The 20834-nt window shown below is 37.2% G+C and carries 14 protein-coding genes; 2 read left to right on the top strand and 12 right to left on the bottom strand.

From position 1 onward, the window contains the following. Positions 1–9 precede the first annotated feature (9 nt). From FBF83_RS09170 to FBF83_RS09155, 4 genes are all read right to left on the bottom strand, one after another. Positions 10–1044 carry a M14 family zinc carboxypeptidase gene (locus FBF83_RS09170; protein ID WP_136946849.1) on the bottom strand — a complete coding sequence of 345 codons (1035 nt, stop codon included), beginning with the start codon at positions 1042–1044 and terminating at the stop codon, positions 10–12. 515 nt (positions 1045–1559) lie between these two features. Next, entirely contained in the window at positions 1560–2102 is a 543-nt protein-coding gene (locus FBF83_RS09165; protein WP_136946848.1) for a flavodoxin family protein, read from the bottom strand. Between the two features lies 1 nt (position 2103). Beyond that, positions 2104–3315 (bottom strand): MFS transporter, encoded by a 1212-nt coding sequence (locus FBF83_RS09160; RefSeq protein ID WP_136946847.1) that lies wholly within the window; start codon positions 3313–3315, stop codon positions 2104–2106. A 234-nt stretch (positions 3316–3549) separates the two neighbouring features. Beyond that, positions 3550–4785, bottom strand: coding sequence for an ATP-grasp domain-containing protein (locus FBF83_RS09155; RefSeq protein ID WP_136946846.1), 1236 nt, complete (start codon positions 4783–4785; stop codon positions 3550–3552). A gap of 149 nt (positions 4786–4934) precedes the next feature. On the opposite strand from FBF83_RS09155, the gene FBF83_RS09150 reads away from it, so the two are divergent. Continuing rightward, positions 4935–5846 carry a LysR family transcriptional regulator gene (locus FBF83_RS09150; protein ID WP_136946845.1) on the top strand — a complete coding sequence of 304 codons (912 nt, stop codon included), beginning with the start codon at positions 4935–4937 and terminating at the stop codon, positions 5844–5846. Between the two features lie 248 nt (positions 5847–6094). On the opposite strand, the gene FBF83_RS09145 is transcribed toward FBF83_RS09150, so the two are convergent. Further along, complete coding sequence (locus FBF83_RS09145; RefSeq protein ID WP_136946844.1) at positions 6095–7684, bottom strand: amidohydrolase; 1590 nt, start codon at positions 7682–7684, stop codon at positions 6095–6097. A gap of 218 nt (positions 7685–7902) precedes the next feature. Continuing rightward, positions 7903–8775 (bottom strand): DMT family transporter, encoded by an 873-nt coding sequence (locus FBF83_RS09140; protein WP_136946843.1) that lies wholly within the window; start codon positions 8773–8775, stop codon positions 7903–7905. A gap of 335 nt (positions 8776–9110) precedes the next feature. Here FBF83_RS09140 and FBF83_RS09135 point away from each other — a divergent pair, with 335 nt between their 5' ends. Continuing rightward, positions 9111–9542, top strand: coding sequence for a hypothetical protein (locus FBF83_RS09135; protein ID WP_136946842.1), 432 nt, complete (start codon positions 9111–9113; stop codon positions 9540–9542). A gap of 203 nt (positions 9543–9745) precedes the next feature. On the opposite strand, the gene FBF83_RS09130 is transcribed toward FBF83_RS09135, so the two are convergent. The 6 genes from FBF83_RS09130 to FBF83_RS09105 all read right to left on the bottom strand — a co-directional run bounded on the left by FBF83_RS09130 (position 9746) and on the right by FBF83_RS09105 (position 20696). Further along, positions 9746–11668, bottom strand: a complete 1923-nt coding sequence (locus FBF83_RS09130) for an OmpL47-type beta-barrel domain-containing protein (protein ID WP_136946841.1) — start codon at positions 11666–11668, stop codon at positions 9746–9748. A 381-nt stretch (positions 11669–12049) separates the two neighbouring features. Continuing rightward, complete coding sequence (locus FBF83_RS09125) at positions 12050–12934, bottom strand: ETX/MTX2 family pore-forming toxin (protein ID WP_169525298.1); 885 nt, start codon at positions 12932–12934, stop codon at positions 12050–12052. Positions 12935–13437: 503 nt separating this feature from the next. Next, complete coding sequence (locus FBF83_RS09120) at positions 13438–13824, bottom strand: hypothetical protein (protein WP_136946839.1); 387 nt, start codon at positions 13822–13824, stop codon at positions 13438–13440. Continuing rightward, entirely contained in the window at positions 13811–15595 is a 1785-nt protein-coding gene (locus FBF83_RS09115; protein ID WP_136946838.1) for a dynamin family protein, read from the bottom strand. The genes FBF83_RS09120 and FBF83_RS09115 overlap by 14 nt, the downstream gene beginning before the upstream one ends. Continuing rightward, positions 15592–17514 carry a dynamin family protein gene (locus FBF83_RS09110; protein WP_136946837.1) on the bottom strand — a complete coding sequence of 641 codons (1923 nt, stop codon included), beginning with the start codon at positions 17512–17514 and terminating at the stop codon, positions 15592–15594. The genes FBF83_RS09115 and FBF83_RS09110 overlap by 4 nt, the downstream gene beginning before the upstream one ends. After that, positions 17511–20696, bottom strand: a complete 3186-nt coding sequence (locus tag FBF83_RS09105; protein WP_136946836.1) for a dynamin family protein — start codon at positions 20694–20696, stop codon at positions 17511–17513. The genes FBF83_RS09110 and FBF83_RS09105 overlap by 4 nt, the downstream gene beginning before the upstream one ends. Positions 20697–20834 lie beyond the last annotated feature (138 nt).

Raw genomic sequence — 20834 nt, 5'->3', positions numbered from 1 at the left:
CTTTAATTCTTAATAATTGTATAGTTGATCAGGTAAATTATCATATACCGAAACATCTGCTTGATTAATCGAACGATTCGCTATCGCATTTGCAGTACTGTCTATTGCAAGGAATGCCTGTTTTGTGAGATAGCCATTGGATTTCTGTCCAAGTACATAGGGCTCATAATTCCCATCTGCCATACCCCTCATCTCAAAGAGAATAACGCCTATATCATATTGTAGAGCCATGGCATTCGAAGCCACATTAGGATTCTCTGTTGGCTCATCATACTTGAAAACATGAGACCAGCCTTTTGCTTCTAATCCTTGATAAAGAACAGTCGCTAGTCTCTTTGATTGTTCAACTACGTCTTGCTTAACCCCTTTTATTTGTGGAGTTAGAAGAGACCCTGAAGTTGGCTTTCCGTCATACTCTTCTTGTGTACCCTGATGATGGAAATCGATCATGTAATCAATATTGTATTTGGCTAGAACATTCTCATGTAAGGCTTTTGTTTCAGATGCTGTTTTATTCACATGATCTCGGTTAAGATCGAGTTTATCGGCATTATACCTTGTCAGATGACGTCCACTAGCTAAATAGTTCTCAAGCTCAAAATCAACATCTCCCATTGCACCATCCGCATTATACATAGGTACAATTAGAATATTCACGTTCTGTAGTAATTCTTTATTGCTCTTACTGTTTGATCCGAGATGACGAATATAATCGAGTGCACCTTCAGTCGTGAGCGCCTCATTCCCATGCTGCTGGGTTAGATATAAGATTGTAGGATTCTCTGGATTCGTTATGTATTTGACTAGAAAAATATCTCGACCCTTCGTTGTCTTTCCAATAACCTCAAGATCCATACTCTCTTGCTTCTCGTTTTCTTTAAGAAGAAAGCTCGACATCTCTTCATATGTCGTTAACATTGCCGTTTGAACCGTTTCCTTTCCGTTAACATCAGGACCATTGCCTGCTGCGAATGACGGCATGCCTGCAATTGTTAAGCTTGCAATAACGGCAGAAAGTGATAACGTCAGTATTTTTTTCTTCAAACCTCTTCATCTCCTTACTAATTTTTAAATCCCAATAACGTGTTCGATTCTAGATATGTAAGTTATTTCCTTCAGTTTAAGCCTAAATGTGGATCAAAGGCCTAGTAGTTAGTTTTATCATGGTAAAGTATCACCCAACCAAAGAACTATAAGCTAGAACATCTTTCCTAGAATGAGCGAATAATTTTAGGATTAGACGACATATAGGATTACTTTAGTGCATTGAAATGGTTTTGTTATTCACTATCTCCCATAAAACAGAAAAACCAGGAGAGCTAATCAATAGAATGGTTAGCTCTCCTGGTTTTCTTTACGTCTTACTATGGAATAAGTCAATAACACAACTGACTCTACTCTCTATACACCTCAAAGTGAATCACGAGAACCGTCCCCGTGATTTCTTTATGTAACATAATGAGTTCGATTATGTTTTAAATCCAGGTTACTTCTGATTTAGGCTAATAAAAAGAGACCTTATCTTTTTTGGATAAGATCCCTTCTCCGATAATATAGATCTATTCTGCCAACGATTTCCTTAAGTTCAAAGCATTAATTAAAGCCTCTTCATCTATTAAAATATCGTTTGGCTTTACCCCTTTTCCAAGTATATATCCTTGAAAATCTAACCCAATGAAGTTGCAAATATAAGAAAATTGCTGAATCAATGGAAGACCCTTTGTCTTAGGCTCATCCCCTCCAACCGCAATCACATAAGCCGTTTTTTGGGCCATTTTAGATTTGAATTCTGGATACCTTTTATCTCTAACAGTCTGTGACCATCGATCAACAAAGGATTTCATAATGCCAGACATCCCGTACCAATAGATTGGCGTAGCAAAGATGATTACGTCGCTTTCTAATACAGAGTCAATCACCTTATCATAATCGTCATCAACAGAATCAAAACCATTTTCTTCGTGTCGTTGATCAATAATATCTTTAATATGGTAATCTTTCAAAAATAATTTATTCACTTGTAAACCTTTAACAACATGTTCAGTCAATACTTCTGTGTTTCCATTAGCTCTTGAACTACCATATAGAACTGCAATACTCATGTTACACCGCCTCATACTTAAGGTTCGACTTCTCTTTTCTTCTCATAACAACCACTTGAAGACCCAGTCCCATTAGCATTAGTCCACTCATGCAAATGAATCCTATGCTTGGAGAGAAAATATCAATTAAAAGTCCTAGCCCACTTGCTAAGATGGCTTGTAATAGTAGAGCGATTCCCATCCAAACAGATAAGGCTCTTCCCATTAAAGGCTTAGGTACAACTTCCATCAACATAGTGTTCATAATGATTCGTAAAGATGAATTTGACAGACCGATGAGAAAACTGCCCAGGTAAATCATTAACACTAAATTATTAACAGCAAGACCAAAGAGAGTCACGATCGCCAAGATAAATATCGTACTAACAGCCTTGTTTTCTGAGATTTTCTTAGCAAACGGTGCCGCAATGAAGCCAGATAATAAGCCACCAACCCCATATGCCATATCTGAGAAACCAAACACGACAGAATCTGCATTTAGTGTATCACTGACATACCCTGGAAGTACCACGTTATAGATCATCGTTGCGACTAACGGGACAATGGATACGATTCCTAACAAGAAAGTCGTTTTATGTGAGCCTAAATATTGCAGGCCTTTTTTAAAGGACTCAGAATAGCTTTCATCACTACTCTCAAGAGAGATCGATTGATATTTAATAAACATAAACAATAGGCTACTAAACACGAACATTAACGAGTTCATGAGTAAAATAATTTCAAATCCAAAAAACTTGTAAATGAACCCAGAGGCAGCACCAGCCATAAACATACCTACTTGAAGACTGATTTCAATAAGTGAGTTTCCCTTAGAGAGTTCCTTCTCAGGTAATAACTCTTGCATTAAGCTCCTCGATGCCGACATGTATATGCTCCAACCTATTCCATTAATTATAGCGAAAGCATAGATATAGCCAATTGAAAATCCATCAAAGATAAACAATCCGGTTAGAGCTCCAATTGTAATCGCTCTTAAAATAAAGGTTGCCTGAATGACACTTTTTCGATTGAACTTATCTGTGATGATACCTGTAAAAGGAGAGACTAAAAAACCTGATATTACGTTAATCGATAACATAAGACCGATTGCTCCAACTGATCCTGTTTCATCTAACAAATACCAATTTGCTCCAATTGTACTCATTCCCACTCCAAAACCAGATATAATATCTGCTAAAAAAAAGAACAAAAAATTCCTTCGAATAAAAGACATATCTTCACCTCTCCTATTTCTTCATTTATGCTTCTTGCCTTAAATGGTATAGCAGTATAATCGAACAGTAAAACTGAATATTTAAATCGCTTCCATCGAAAAATCCGATGCTATCAATGGGCTTAAGTCCGTCGATAAATTCGAATACTATTTCAAAAGAGAAACCCATCATTACAATAAAGTAATGATGGGTTTCTCTCCTAGTAAACCTCTACATCAACATGATTAATAGTTTTATTGGTACTGAAGTTTAATACGATTTATTAAGTTTATTGCGTTATGTTTAGCCTCTTCTGAATTTTGTCCAGTAGTGATCACATACCCTAGACGATCATCAGAGCTTTCAGGGATTTTCACCTTATCGCCTGTCTTTACAGTAATGTCATATTTCAAGATATTTAGGTCATTCGCAATTTCCTCTTCACCGCCAACAAAAGAGATAACCCCCTCTCTATCTGCTGTTAAATAAGCTATAGAGGTGGCTTTCTTTTGCATGTAAGTCTCAGTGATGGGTAAATTCAAATAGAAATTTACTGTTTCATCGAAGATGTCTAAACCGTAAGTGGTGTACAATAATTCGGAGGATATTTTATCTCCCCCAGGTCTACCATTCACTTCAATGATTTTAGGACCATCTTTTGTTAACTTTAATTCAACATGGCTTGGTCCATTATCGATCCCTATTGCACGTAAAGCTTGAACACAGACGCGAATCATATCATCAATCTTATCGCTCTCTACAGATGTAGGAACAGTATGTGAGATTTCTACAAAATAAGGTAGATCAGAAGTAAGTTTCTCTGTCACTGATGAAAACACAACTTCGCTATCCTTCAAGAAAAATTCTACGCTAAATTCTGGACCTATTAAGTATTCTTCAATGAGATATTCGTTTCTTACGTCAAAATCCATATAGGTCTTTTTGAATTCTCTTAGTTTCTCAAATGCTACTTCTAATTGTTTGTCATTTTCAATGAAATAGACGCCTTGACTACTGGCACAATTGGTAGGTTTAAGAACTACGGGATAGGTGATAGTTTTGGCAGCTTGTATCGCTGCCGTCAAGCTGGATACCTTTTGATATTTTGCACTAGGTACTTTATGTTGCTCATACACATCACGCGCTAAATCTTTATTTCTTGCGTTGTTTGCTGCTTGAGAAGATATTGTTTTTAGCGATAACCTTTCAGCTACCTCAGCTGTTAAGTGTGAGGCATAATCAGTCGCAGGAATTAACGCATCAATTTGACCGTAATATGAAGATTCTTTAATCGCATTGTAAATCGATTCTGCATTTCTTATGTCAGCTACTAAAAAATCATGATAATAATTCTCGTACGCATACTTTTTAGGATTATCGATTGATGAGCCAATTGCGATGACTTTACATCCTTTTCTGTACGTTCTTTCTACAAAATCAATGCCATAAAAGCTCGGTTCTACGAATGCTACAACTTTTGTCTTCACCATTCTTCCTCCTCACATAATTTTTCTTACATTGACAGCAAGTATGTACTTTCCATTTATAGGAATAGTTTCATTCTATGATAAGATGTAACTAAATCCCATATGAAAAGATCGATAGAACCAATCGGAAAATGCGATAGGAGTAGATTAATATGGATATGAAGCAGTTAGCTACATTTAAAATAGCAAGTGAGACTTTAAACTTTACAAAGACTGCTAAAGCGCTTAATTATGCGCAGTCTAGTGTTACTTCTCAAATTAAAAGTTTAGAATCTGAACTTAATGTAAAGCTTTTTGAACGATTAGGGAGTAAGCTCGTTCTCACTTCTAACGGTATAAACTTTAAAGGCTACGCAGATATGATTCTACATCAATATAAATCCGCTTTAGAGGCTATTAGCGATAACAAACAAACGTCCGCTACCATAACTGTAGCGGCGACCGAAAGCCAATGCACGTATAAACTTCCTGGGATTTTAGCCGAGATAAACGAACAATACCCAAATGTGAAAGTAATCATAAAACCTATACACCAAATTGACTTTATTCAATCTGAACTTCAAGAGGGGCGACTTGATTTTGCGTTCGCGTTTAATGAGGACTTGAATGACGAACAAGGTTTCCAAACCACTCTTCTAGCAGAAGAAGATTTAGTATTGGTAGCATCACCTTTAAACAAAGCTAATAACCTTATAAAACCAACTCTAAAAGACCTTCATGAGCAAACGATCTTATTAACAGAAAAAGGCTGCTCATATAGGGGTTTTTTAGAAAATATGATGGCTGAATCAAATATGGCTTTTCGGTCCTCCTATGAAATAACCAATGTGGAAACGCTAAAAAATTGCTTAAAATCAAACCTTGGAATTGCTTTACTCCCTTACGAAGTAGTAAGAGAAGAGATTCAGACTGGGAAGCTAAAAAGGATAGACTTTAATTCTAATCCAATATGGGTTCATTACCTTTCATGGCATAAAGACAAGGTTTTAACCGAAATACAAGAAAATTTTATTTCTGTGAGTAAAAACCATTTTAGGAACTGCTCTTTGTTACCAATAGATTGAAGATCATGAACATCTATTACATATCATTAAAACCCAAAAATAGAAGTGAAAGAATCTACGAGAATCACGGGGACGGTTCTGCTGATTCATTTTTCTTCCAAAATACAATAAACCAGGAGAGCTAATCAATAGAATGATTAGCTCTCCTGGTTTTCTTTACGTCTTACTATGGAATAAGTCAATAACACAACTGACTCTACTCCCCATACACCTCAAAATGAATCACGAGAACCGTCCCGGTGATTCCCTCACATCACTCTTTCTCCCTGAACCCAAGTCTCAAAAACTTCAAGCTCCTTCAACTCTTTCGGTTCAACTTCTCCTGGATGCGCTGATAACACGACGAAATCAGCTGTATGACCCTTTTCCAATTTGCCTTTCACCTTTTCCTGAAATTCCAGTTCTGCTCCTGTCGCTGTATAGGCATTATAGATTTCATCAACTGAAAGTCGCTCATCTGGAATCCAACCGCCTTCAGGTTTTCCTTCTTCATCCTGTCTTGTGACAGCTGCGTAGATGTGCATCATAGGTGATAGTGGACCAATTGGACAATCCGAGCTTCCGGTGAACGGAATGCCCATCTTGCTTACCGTTTTCCATGGGTTACAATATTTCTCTTGTTCTCTTCCTACCCAATCAGCCGTTTGATCGTATTCACTCATCATAAAGCCAGGCTGGATCTCAAGATAAGGTTTCAGCTTCTTTAGTCGTTCTAATAAATCTGGTGCAAGAATTTGGGCATGAATAATGCGATGACGCATTTTGCCTGCGCATACTTTCTCAATCGCATTGATCGCTTGCTCGACTGTTCGATCACCAATCGCATGCATCGTCACCTGCATGTTGTTCTCATCTGCCGTTTTCACCATTTCATCAAGTTCTTCTTGCGAATAAATCAAAGTCCCGCTTGTTTCCGGTTTATCATGATAAGCCTGTCTTAACGCTGCCGTGTGTAATCGCTGTGTGCCATCAAGGAAGATCTTGAAAGCTCCCATCCGCACGCGATCTGAACCTTCACCAGTTCTTCTATTATAAGTGTTGAGATATTCCTTCATATTATCGAGATTGTAGACGTAATGATGGAGATGAACTTGAACAGGTAGGTCTCCCTCCTCTTCTAATTTCCGATAGCTGTCCCAAACACGATCAAACGCACCCGTATAATTTAAATCATCTGTATGGATCGACGTAATACCATGCTTTAATAGATGCGGAACAGCATCACTAATCGCTTCATAGACCTCATCTTCTGTTTTTTGTCTGAAGTGGAATTTAATAAAATGAACAGCGCTGTCTTTAAATCGTCCAGTCCAATTACCGTTCTCATCTTTCTCTATGAATCTGTCATGGTTTTTCTCGAGACCATCATGCTCCTTAATAATCTCTAAAGCTTCTTCATTTACGATGCATTCATGACCATCGTCATGAAGGAAGAACATCGGCTTTTTATATTCTAACTCCTCAAGATCATGAGCCGTTAAAAGATGATCAATGTCTGTGAACTGACTATCAATTAATCCCCGCCCAATAATCCACTCATTCTCTTCCATCTTTTCTTCCGTATATTTATCACTTACAATTCGCTTCATTTCCTCCCACGTTGTTACCTCACGCAAATCAAGTTCTTTCTTCATCAAACCGTATCGCAGCAAATGCAGGTGCGTATCATTGAAGGAAGGAGCTACCGTTTTCCCTTTCCCATCAACAATGTTGGTTTGATCACCTTCATATGGTCCGTCCCCAACATAAGAGAATTTCCCGTCTTCAATGACAAGATGACCGTTTTCTATGGTTTCTTTTCCTGGTTGATAGATTTTCACATTGGTAATGACACTCATTCTTCCACTCCTCGTTATAAGAATTCTATTAATTCTCTACCCTCTACTATTAAAAATACTCGCTAAATTAGCGGGGCGGTTCTGCTGATTCATTTGTACTTGCATACACAAAAACCAGGAAAGCGAATTAACACATTTGTTCGCTTCCCTGGTTTTTCTTAAACTAAAATTAGACATTAATAAAGTTAGAGTGAATCACGTGAACCGCCCCCGTGCTTCTAACCCTTTTGTTTTGTACTTAATATAGTAATGGTAATGAGAATAATAACGAGTCCTATACTTTGAGTTAATGTAAGCACCTCTCCCAAAATCACTAATCCAAATAGAGAAGCCGTGACCGGTTCTACCATTGCTATGATCGCTGCAACGGATGCTGACGTTTTCTTCAAACCTTCTATATATAAGTAAAAAGAAATTCCAGCGCCAATTATTCCAAGAGTTACAAACCAAATCAAATCCTCGGAAAACAAAACGTCGAGCGCTTCTTTATGATCAATAAGTAAAAACATGGCAATGGTAAATGTAGCAAAAGCGACGGTTAGAACAAAAGGAGGACGTCCTTCTTTTGAAGCATTCTTAAATCCAAAAATAAATAGAGCGTATGAAAGACCTGATAATAGCCCACTCATAATTCCAAAAACATTTAAACTCCCAACCCCTGTCTCATAAACGTTTGTTAATAAACTAATTCCCACCATCACGATTACCATCGCGATTACTTTAAATGGGGTGACAGTCTCTATTCGAAATAGAAATGAACTAAAAAGAACGAATAAGGGTGCTGTGTACATCAAAGTTGATGCTACTGCTACACCAGATTCTGAAATACTAAGAAAGTAAAAACTGAAATTGCAAGCGACAGCGAAACCGGCTACTACCGACCACTTTACTGCCTTAGATGAATACGTTACTTTATTTCCTTTTCGATAAAGAAGCAGCCAAACAAAAATACCAACAAATCCTATCGCACCTCTATAAAAGGAGATGACGATCGGATCCCATCCTTTATCCATTAATATTCCTGCTAATCCCCCTGAAATGCCCCATAAAACAGCTGCCATGATAACAAAACCTATATAATATAAATTCATTTCAATCCTCCTTAAACGAAGCCTAAATGACTTGTTTGGAGGAGATTCCCAACTATTTACTAACTAAAACTAGAAGTATGGAAATGTAGTCATTTTCCATACTTTTTACTACACTGCAACCATCTCTTATAAACGTGCACATAAATCTTTCTATATGGTCTGGATATAGACCAATTCGGAATCGCAATTCAATCAAACGTTTGTTTAATGCTAATTGTTGATACCTGAGTGAAATAGCCAATGATCCCATTAAAATAGTGGTAGTATTCCGTTGGATGGTTTAAAATAGGTCACTAACAGGAAAAGCTTCACAAAAAGGTAGTGATGAAAGAAACATGTTATATATATGGGATGTTGAAAAGATTATTAAAGATACATTAGAAGAGCACGATTTAGCGATCAATTATGAATTCAATAACGAGCTAAACGCTCCCATGAGCTATAACGTATCAACGAACACAATTAAATTTAACTACTTACAAATCAACGGATACCAAGCCAAAGTCAACTTTAAATTAAAAGAAACGGAAGAAAACATTGCACTACTCCTTCTCTACCACGAGATTGGGTATTATTTAGATTTTAAGAAACACAGACATGACTTGAGGATATTAATGTATGAGGATGAGGATGAGGACGTTCAGCAAAAGCTTCTTGCTGATATTGAAGAGAACGCTTGGGAATTTGGGCGGAAATTGGTTCCTGATCATTTGCAAGAGTCTTATGATAAGTTGCGGGAGATAGATGAAGCGTTTCAGAATGGGTAGAGAATTAGCGGGACGTTTCTGTTGATTCACTTGATTTAAAATAAAAAATCAGGTAGGCTCCTCAATAATACGAGGAACCCACCTGTTTTTTTACCTCTTTTTAATGTGCATTGGTTTTTAACTTGGATTCCAATCAATAGAACCGCGCCCATTCCCTATCATTCTCCTATTAACATGTTCCTCAACATGCAAAATACAGTTAGTTATTTTGCTTTTTTGCCTTTTTTATCTTTGTTACTTTTTTTATCACTTTTCCCTTTATCATGTGGAACGTCCACTGTGGCTACTTCAGTCAAATCATTACCAGCATAATCTGTGATTAAATAAGTAATTGTATACACACGCCCCGATTTTTTTCCTGACCGCTCAGCACGTAGGGAAAATTCTGTATCCTCAGTACCATACTCTGCACCTTGAATGTCATCATGACTATCATCATCTTCATTACTTGTGATTGACACTAGCTCAACAGAATCGACTTCTGACATGGCGTCAGAATAGGTCAAGGTGGATTGAATCTTCTTCATTTTATGATTCGGTGACCATAATTCATACTTGTTTAATCCGACTTCCAGCTCCGGTACAGTAGTGTCTACGTTCACACCTATCGTTTGTGTATCTTCTACGTTCCCTGCACCATCAATTGAACGGAACTCTACATTATGCATTCCCTCTTGCAATGTAACGGGACTATTATAAGAGATCCATTCTCCTTTGTTTAATCGATACTCTGTAGCATCAATGCCGGAGCCTCCATCTGCAGGTGAGAGAGTGAAAGTTGGATCTGAAACATACCAGTCGCTCTTTCCTTTCGTTCCTTCAAGCTCCATTGTTGTTAATGGCTTTGTTGTATCAACCTTCAGTTGAACTGACTTTATATCTTCTACATTACCCGATTTATCTGTTGAAAAATAATCAACTGTCCATTCCCCATCACCTAGTGATTCAGGTGTAGTATATTGAGTCCATTCTCCATCGTTTTTTCTATATTGGATAATGGCATCTTCGTTTACTGAAAATTCTAGTGGAATGTGGTTATTAAACCAACCATTTTCATGAACCTCAGGAATGGTGAGAGTTGTTACTGGGGGAATCTTATCTACTGATAGCATTAACGTAGGGAATTCATCACCGGTTTCCATAGTCCATACGGATGTGAAATTCCATTCTGGATAGATTAGATTGCTTAATTTAGAATGATTATTTCTTTCTATCCAAAAGGAGTTGTTAATAGAACTTCCCGAATCATATCCAACAAAATTTCCTTTTCTTTCCTGGGGAGGTATTACTCCAAATGAGTTTTGAATCGAACTATCTCTTGCACTAGATACAAAGTGCATTCGAGAGCGCATGTCCTGTTCTTCACCTTCCAAAGACATAGCAGTATATGAATTTTTTATACTGTCTTTATAAGAGGCTCCAATCAAGCCTCCTACCTCTTGATAAGATGAATGTGGATTTATTGTTCCTTCAGTAAAAACATTTTCAACTTTTCCTTCACGTGAGCTTCCAAAAATCCCTCCAATAGTACTGTAATTTTCAGATACGTTTACATCTCCTATAAAACTTGACTCAGACAGTGATGTATAATAAGCATAACCAGCAAGTCCTCCAACAGTATATTCAGCTTCTACAATCCCATTAACAGCTATTTTTTTTACTGTACTGTGGTGAATATATCCAGAAAGTCCTCCAGAACTCGCCCCCTTAATTGAAATATTTTTCAAGAATAAGTCTTTTATTGTTGAATATCCAATTTCGTTAAATAAACCTACACCATCAGTATATGGTCGATTAATAGTTAGATTTGAAATGGTATGCTTTATACCATCAAAATTCCCTGTAAATTTGTACCCCTTATTCATGCCAATAGGCATCCACCCTTTACCATCAGGGGCACTGTATCCACTTAAGTCAATGTCAGCACCTAATTCGAAATGTGCGTCCAAATAATTTCTTAATTGATCCAATTGGTCAGCTGTTTCGATAACATAAGGATCTTGTTCTGTACCTGATCCACTTGCGAAGGGATGATCGGGATTCGCACTGACTTCCCCTGATAGGATGGGCACTGTTACAAACAGTAAAAAAGGCAATACAAAAAGTTTGATAACTGATTTGTTCATTCGTTTAGTCTCCTTATTTGGTTTGGTTAAAAAGCTGAAGTCATTCTTAATAAAGAACAAAACAACGGGACTCACAGGGACGATTCTAGTGATTCCCTACAAATAAATTAATTAAGTGACCTAGTATAACCTTTAATAAACACCTACTATCAAACGAACACTTAAACTTAAGCATTAAAGTATGAGTTACATCCTAGTACATTAGCAATTATCCTTTAAAAGCGATAAAAACCAGGTGACCTAATCTAAATGATTGGCCACCTGGTTTTATAGAGTCTTAAGATGAAACCAAGAGGAACTTACCAAGGTTTTTCATCAATCAACTATTACTATATTTACCGTTTTTTATTTTGAGTTCACACACCGTGATACCCCTTTATTTTAAGTGGTAAAGCTAAGTGTTTCTGAATTATCTGCAATAACTGAATTAAGAGATCGTTTAGTTTTAACGTCCTTAAGATCAATTGTTGAGTTTGCATAAAAACCAACTAAGATGTGCTCCTTAACAATGATGGAATTTGGGATTTTATTAGTATTAAATACCTGATCTATGTTAAAACGCCAAAAATGATGACCTTTGTATGTGGGGTTATAATTAGTCCAAAAAGAACCAGACAATTTTGCTTCGTACACAATCTCCACTTTCATATTACCTCGACTTGCATTTATAATTGCTTCTACTCCTTGTCCTGGTTCTAAATTTACATGCACGCCAGAAGAACGGCCTACCTCTATTTGTTTGGATTGAGACGATTCTTCTCCCCATGAATGAGAGTAAGCTATTTTTGTTTCACCGCCAGCATTACCACCTGGAAAGCCAACTGTATAGTTGATAGCTTGCGAAGCCTCAATCTTATTTGAACTACTCCATGAACTTTCAACTGTTTCACTTACTGAATCTTTAATTGCACAGTCAAATGTAGCATGACTACTACTGTCGTTCTTAAACGTTTGACTTGATATTATAACAGGTTCAGAGGTAATATCGATTACTTTAGCGTCCTTAACTTTCAAGACTGTTGAGGTTTCATCCCCACCAAATTTACTAAACAAATCACCCCATGGTGTCGGACTATAAAGAAATACATCCTTAGGCGCTTGGCCGAAAAATTTTTTTGCAGATTGCTTTAATTGATCTCTTTCAACTCCAAAATGCTTCATTTCCTTTTTGGTAATAATGTGACGAACACTTCCAACTGCTGTCACGCTAGATGATTCTTTGTCCAGACCAGGCTTGATACTAATCTCAATACCGTCTTGGCTCATTGAAAAACATCTCCCTTTTTTTATTACCATTTGCTACAGAACAACTGGACGAAAGGTCATACCATTTATAACACACTAAAACATTTTCTTCAATAAATTTACAGATTATTCCGAAAAAATAACAGGGATCACAGGTAAAGTTCTACTGATTCATTTCTTTGCACAAAAAATTGTTAAAAAATGAGGATAAACCCTCCCTTGCTTCATGCTGCTATAGCCGTATAGAATCACGAGAAACGGCCCCGTGATTCATGGAGTTCAAAGATTCAATCCTTATACAAAACAAAAACTAGTTGAGCTAATTAATTCACTGATTCGCTCGTCTAGTTTCACTGTATATTCATTTCAGAAACTATGAAAAGAGTCACAAAACGGTTATGCTGATTCATAACGAATAACAAAACAATAAAACCAGGTTATCTACTCTATAGTACGTTAGATAACCTGGTTTTTTCTTTGACTTATCTAGTAAGCCTTCTCCGTGACTTGTCAGCCGCTCCTCATTATCCGTTCAAATTATTAAAAGGATTACCATCCGGGTTTGAACGAACATAACCTCCTCCGTGCTCAATTGGACGATCGATTGTCGGATTGCCATCGCCGTCACGATAGTAGCCTTCAACATAGGTTCCATCGGATCTAAAATAGCCGTCTACATAGTGTGGTTCTACAAAATGGAGATTCCCCAAATCCAGTGGTTCAAATTGAAACTTATAGGCATGCTTTAATGGATCTGAAGTATGAAAGACATCATTTGTTCCTGAAAAAGAGTTCGTATCAAGAACCGTTATTTCACCAAAGTCAGTAGATTCATAACCTGTACTCAATCCATAATCTTGATCAAATGCCGATGAAACATCCACAATGTCAAAAGAATTAAATTCGCCCATACATTTGTTCCTCCTCTTGTTTGTACAATTCTATTTGCGCCTTTACTTTACTAAGCTCTGTTAAATGATGTTGCACACTCTTTTTTTCTAGTGATTTAGCATGAACTTCTTTTTGAATTGCTTCTTGGATGTAAATGACTAAGGAAGTGAACTCTTTTATAGCAATCTTTTTTATCTCTTGGACCTCTGTTGATAGATAATGCTGAAGACGTACCTTAAAATCATTTAAAGTAGCATCTAAATGCTGATTCACTTTAAGCTTAACCTCAGGTTTCACCTTCTCAAGTTGTCGCTCTGCTATTTTTTGCTGTAGGAATGGAAGACCTGCCATACCCACGATAGGAATGAGAAAAGGTCCTCCCAGTAAAAGCGCAACAGTGCTAGCTCCTCCTAGTACTGCACCCGCTTTAATAGAAGCGTTCCCCGTTGCAGTGTCAAGGATAGGATAATCAGCTAGATAGTGATACTGTTCTCCAACAACTTGTACTTTAATAGACTGTTTAAATGATTTAGAGAGACCCCTCGATACTTCAACTTGAAGCTTTCTAAGTAACTCTCCTAAGTAATCGCTGTATTGATCAATCCATTGCTTAAAACCATTTTGTAAGGTTATAGGCAATTGAGTTTGAACAAGGTTTTTAATATCATTCCCTGTATAAAGCTCTACCTTAGTAAGTAAATCACTTCGAAGACGCTCCCCAAAATGATCTGCTGATTTCAAAGCCATATACGATATTTCTTCTTCACGTTTGCCAAGGTAGAAACGTAAGCGATTTTCCCATTCATCTTTCTTATTCATCCACTCTTCTATAGAAGAAAGCTGCATTTGTAATTCTTCTATAGAAGCCTTTGATACGTTTTCTATAGTCTTGATTTCATCTAAAAGTGAGTTTAATAGATGATTGAAGCGAATTTGGAATCTTTCCATCTTCACTTTATTTCTGTTACTACTCTTTATAATGGACTCTATTTCATTCTCCACCTCACCTACACCGGAGAACTGTATCGATTGTTCGTTATTCTCAAGTTTCCCTTGTAAGCCTTCAAGTGCTGAAATAGGGTAAATCCTCGGATCATTTTTCCCCGTAATCTTCTGAATACGACTCTTTACAGTATCCAGCACATCCTCCATTTCTTCTTCATCAATGCGGTCCATGAAGTTAGCAAGATAGATTGTTTGGTCATGTGCAGACAAATGATTCTCCATAAATTCCTGCTCAGTTCTCTTCACTGGTGACGTCATAGAGAGCATAAATAGAACAACATCTGCCCGAGGAATAAAGCTATGTGTTACGTCGGAACGCTGTTGATTTAAATCGTTTACGCCAGGAGTGTCTACGAGGATGACCTTGTTCTTCAAAAGATTTGAAGAAAGAAATATCTTCAAATACTTAATCTCTTCTGGTTCAAAATCAGCCGTAGCTGTATAGCCATTCAAGAGCTCCTTGGATAAGGGATGGTTCTCTACTTCACCACTTTGTTTAACAACCTGTATACGAGGTTCATCAGCATGCATGACTGCATGAATGGTTGCTGTAGTAGGAGTAACGTCTACCGGCATAAGCTCCTGTCCGAGAAGGGCATTTACAAATGTGGATTTGCCATGCTTAAATTCGCCAACAACGACTACCGTATAATAATCTTCTCGAAGGTCATCAATAAAGTTTTGGAATTCTGGAATACTTGGACTATCCGGCATAATTGATTTAATCAACGATTGTAATGAATCGGCTTTTCTTTCAAGCGTTGCTTTCTTCTCTTCATGATTCACAGCTTAACCTCCTGCATTTCAAATCCAGCACCTAAATAGTTCAGATCCTTTTTAAGAGCTAGGAGCTGCTTCTCTCTCATTAATACAAGTTGCAAGTTACTCTGTAGATCTGCTTCCTCTAGCCTCAAGTTTTTCTCGAGAACTCCCAACTGCTGCTCAACTAATTCGGTTTCTTCTGTTACGATTTCAGAATATCTAGCTTTCACTATTTTTGCGAGAGATTTCCATTCATCTGAAAAGCCTATTTCTTTCTTTTTTCTAGTAGCTTCTAATTGTTGAACAAGCATTCTTTTCATTTTCGTTTTTTCATCTTCTCCAAGGATGAATTTATTAAACAACCAGCTAATTCCATGTGCAGCCACTGTTAAGATAGCGCCAGATGCAATTAACGTTTTACCAATAAAGCTTGTAGAATTGTCCCATGCCTCACCAAGCTCACCATATAGTTCATCAAACAAAGTAACCTCGCGTTCGTAAGTAAGATCTGCTTCTTGAATCACAGGAAGGTGACCAGTCCCATCATTCCATAGATTATTTATTCCGGAATGAATCGATTTCCATTCTTCATTAACAGACTCACTCATTCGTTTGATCACCTGGCTAACTGTCTCGCTCATTCGCTTTTGCTTTTCTTCATGTAATTTTCGCTCTAAAGGAGCAATGGTTTTTTCGATTTTGACATTCAAGTCATCGATACCCAAATAGCGATATTCCTCAAAAGCACCTAACGCTTTGTCAGATATACTTGTTAACCGCTGCTTATACCATTCTTCCAGAGTCCTCTTTTCTTTAATAAGTTCAAAAGAAATATTCTTCTTTGCTTCTTCTCCTTTGACCCTAACCTTCTTAATCTTGCTTCTCAATTCGGCTATTTTCGCTTCAACATCATGGGCTTGATGAGTAAGTGATTGTTTTTGAAAAGCAATTCTCTTTACTAACACATCATCAATTACCCTCGCCACCTGGTGATTCGCTTTTGAGATTCTAGCGGCACCTCGTTCAGATTCTAGAAATTGAGCTAATGATTTTTCCAAAGCCGGAAAACCTGTATCTTCTATATTCCAAGGAGTGATTGGTCTACCTCTGAATATTACTTCTTCACCTTCACTTATTCTCCTACTATTGAGAGCTTCTTTAGCAGCGACAAGAAACATTCTTACTTCTGGTAGTATAGGTTCAAGTTTCGCTTTGGCATAGTTCATTACTTTTTCAATATCTTCCTTACTTTTGAGTAAATCCTTGAAATTAATAACAACAAAAATTTTACTTATATCGTTTGCTAATAAACGATCACGTAGAAAGCTAACTTCTGACTCCGAAAGTAACTTTGTTGCATCTAGAAGAAGAATAGCAGCATCAGAAGCAGGGATGATGGTGTTAGTGATTTCTTCACGTATCGGATCAAGGTCATTCGTACCTGGGGTATCAATGATCTGCACACCATTTTGACAAAACGAAAGTGGATAGTTGATCTCAGCATACTTAACTCTTTTAATCCTCTGAACGTGCTCATCAAAAGTTGCTTCTGACTCTTTATCTCCAATAATCGGATCTTTAGGGGCGATTAATCCTTTGAATTGATCTTCTGAGATAAGATCAACAGTCTTACGATCATGATAGTGAATCTTGATTTTATGTGACGCTCCGTAAGATATAATATTTAATACAGTTGTAGTTGGTCTGACAAGAGATGGAAGAATTCGTTTTCCTAGAAGTGCATTAATAAATGTTGATTTTCCACGTGAGAATTCACCTACCACTACAATCTTGAACTCCTCTTCCAGAAGTTGTTTTCTAAAGTTAGCTATCTTACTAGTTTCAGTGGTCAATTCCATTTCCCCTAGCGTGTACTCCAACTGTTTCATAGTCTGCGACAGCTGATTTCTCTTTTGTTTATAAGCCTCCAGAGAAAAACTCATTCCTCTTCCCTCCAAATAAATTCAATTTCTTCGAGAATGTTCAAATCGACTAAATCTCTTATTTTAATTTCACCTTCATTTGAAATAGAGACGATATAGGTTGCCTCGATCTTTTTGTCATCACCATCACCCTCTGGGTAATAAAAGCGGTCTTCTGTATAAATATCAATTGCTAGTTCTGTGTCTGAATGTTCTCTTACGTTGACCACACGAACGTCCTGATTCTCCGTTATGATATCCCTACCTTGTACATATTCCACATAACTCTCAGTCTCTGAATACTCTTCTGAGTTAGGATCATAATCAGCCTCAATGTAGTCAAAACCATACTCGTTAAGTGCCTCAATGAAGCGTCCATAGAAAGAAGTCATCCATAGAGATACTTGATTGTGATCAACATAGTCTATTGTTCTCTCAATGATTTTCTCTTTGTTCGTTTCAAGGTTCGTAATCATTTCTATTGCGTATAATTCATCACCTATCACACGCACCTTGTATTTCTTACTCTTTTGGTAGTAAATTCGATCGCCATTCCCTTTATCATAATTAAATTCTTCGCTTGTTAGGATGTGATAGCTATTTCGCTCTACCTGCTCAACTGCCTGAATATTATCTTGCAAGAAATCAAATTGATAGCCTTTTCCATAGATCGAATCAATATAGTCTTCGATCTCTTGTGAGGCCGAACTATCGGCTATTAGATAGGAAGATATATAAGTGAAGTCAGTTTGATTGAGCGCTGAAAGATAGTCGCTCCGGAAATCACGAATAAATTGAGTTAAGGACACTTCAGAGACACTGTACTCCTGCTCCTGAGTGTCAATTAGGTTGTATTGAACACCTGTAATTTCTAACGTATTTAATGTAGGTGCAATCACATACTGAACATTGTAGGTGTTTATTTCACCATTCAGCTCATAAGTTTCTATAGCACTTAATTCCGCTTTGTCCGCTACGTAATCAACGCTTTCCACATCATAGGTTTCCAGCGAACCATACCCAAATTCGTCATAATATGATCTATAATCAGCTGCTCCCCCTTCAGAAAACCAACTATCACTTATGCTGGCACCCCTATACAACCGATCATCTAAATCGTTCATCATGTCTTCGTAAAATTCTTCTACTTGATCTTGCGTCCAACTTTCTTCCATTAGTGGTTCATCATTATTAGAAACATCTGATTCATCAACGATGTCATCCTCGTAATCAGAAGTTGAATCACTAGCATAAACGGCTACTTCTTCATTACTTACTTCTTCCGTGGGCTCCCCTTCATATGTGAATACAAATGCAAAGATTGAAAGGATAGAAACTATCACGATAGCAGTGGTTCGTTTTGTAGAAATATACCTATGATATTGTTCCAGATTGATCTTTAATGCCATTGGCTTTTTCAACTTATCTATTTTAATCCGATTAAAAGATTCTTTGGGATCACTTTTGTTCAGTGTATTCTCCTTTTCGCCAAGCTTACGGAAATTCTTAAAATCTAACATTCCTTCGGGTTCTGGATAAAAATGTGGGATCAACTGATTTTCTCTGAAAAGATAAAAACATTTTTGGTAAGTTTCTACAGTAGATAACTCACCATGTTGTGCAGTGAATAATGGGCTCACAATTCTTATATATTCATTTAAATCAGCAATAAACTTCTGACTATCCTCAAGAATAGGATCATGGATCTCCTTAAATTGATTGATAGTATTCAGATATGAATGATTCCATTCCGTTATCTTTTGAAATACAGAGGGAATTCGTTCCTTATAGAAAAGCTCCTTTTCTTGCGCAAGAAGAGCATACATCGTTTGTAACTTGTTCTGTAATGCTTCTCTCGTTTGACTCAGCTTTTCACGTTCCTCTTCTAACTCCTTTACTGTATTGTGATAGGTTTCGTTCTCCTTTAATTTCGATTTAAGACCCCATTTACTGAAAAGAACGGGGACTTTAAACTCGTCCCACTCCCTGAGCAAATCCTCATGATTCTCATAAGACATTTCTAGTGAACGATTGTAATGATCTACCTCACCAATATAGGATTCCCGTAAAGGTACTACATCGTTTTTCCATAAGATTAACGAATTTGTTTCTCCATTAATTTCCTCGTATTCGATCATCCATACTTCAAACGCTTTGAAAGAAGAACGTAACCTAGAGAGTTTATTGAAGTGAGACTGAAGACGCTTTGTTTGTTGATACTCTTTAGATAAGTCATCTATCTCAGTGATAAGATGAGATAACTTCCCATTAATAAAAGACTTTAACTTATGTTTGCTTCCGATAGCAGAACTCAGCTCTTTGTCTATGCTAGTAAACCTCTGACTAATAACCTGCATGGCATCAAACAATCTGTTGAACAAACGAATCGTTTTCTGATCTTTATCGTTCTCTACCTTTGAAATAATAGACTCGATTGCTTCCCAATTACTCCACTCCAGTTTAGTAGAGTCCTTCTCAAGTTTTCCCTCAAGTGCTTCTATAGCAGATATGCCGATTAGTCCCCTCACCAATCCGCTTACTCTCCCAAGTGAACCTTCGAGAAATTCTTCGATACTCTCTTCTTCATCGTCATGAAGATCAATTCGATTCACTACACCATATGGGAGTAAACCAATCTCTTTAATCTTTCTTAATTGGTCAAGTTCTGACTGAGTTCCAAGGTTTTGGTAGTTAAAGAGCCAGACCACTTCATCCGCTCGCTTCATAAATTCTATTGTTGATCGTGTATGATGATCATACCCTGAATTCAATCCCGGAGAATCTACTATTGTTAAGCCCTTTAGAATTTCTCCCGGTAACTTCAATTCAATATACGAAAGCTTATGCCGCATAGACTCCCATTTGCCTGCTCTCTCAGCCGTTAACTCCTCAAGCCACATATGATTGAAGTGCTTTGTTGTACCATCACCAAAATGACCAATAACCTCTTCTTTCTCGCCATATGTAAGCTTCGTTACCACTGCTGTAGCTGGAATAATGTCAGAAGTTAGAACCTTCTCACCAAGAAGGGCATTAATAAAAGTTGATTTACCTGCATTAAACTCTCCAGCTACTAGTAGCATGGGAGGCTCATGAATGTCCTGACGAATAGAAATGATTTCACTTGGATCTCCTTTATTTTCATCAGATAACCATTTATTTAGATTCTCTAAGGTTTCATTCAGCAGCTCTTTCCAATTCATGATTCGTCCCCTCACCGTTCAAATACTAATAACCATCAATATTCCCTCATAAAGATTCTATAAATTAATAACTTCACTCTTACTATCGGCATTCACAATGGAAATATATAGGTGTTTTTATGTTTTTAAAAACATTTT

Source organism: Guptibacillus hwajinpoensis, assembly GCF_005144865.1.
Taxonomy (GTDB): domain Bacteria; phylum Bacillota; class Bacilli; order Bacillales; family Guptibacillaceae; genus Guptibacillus; species Guptibacillus hwajinpoensis_A.
The sequence above is the reverse complement of the archived record's forward strand: the minus strand, read 5'-3'. Positions and strand labels throughout refer to the sequence as shown.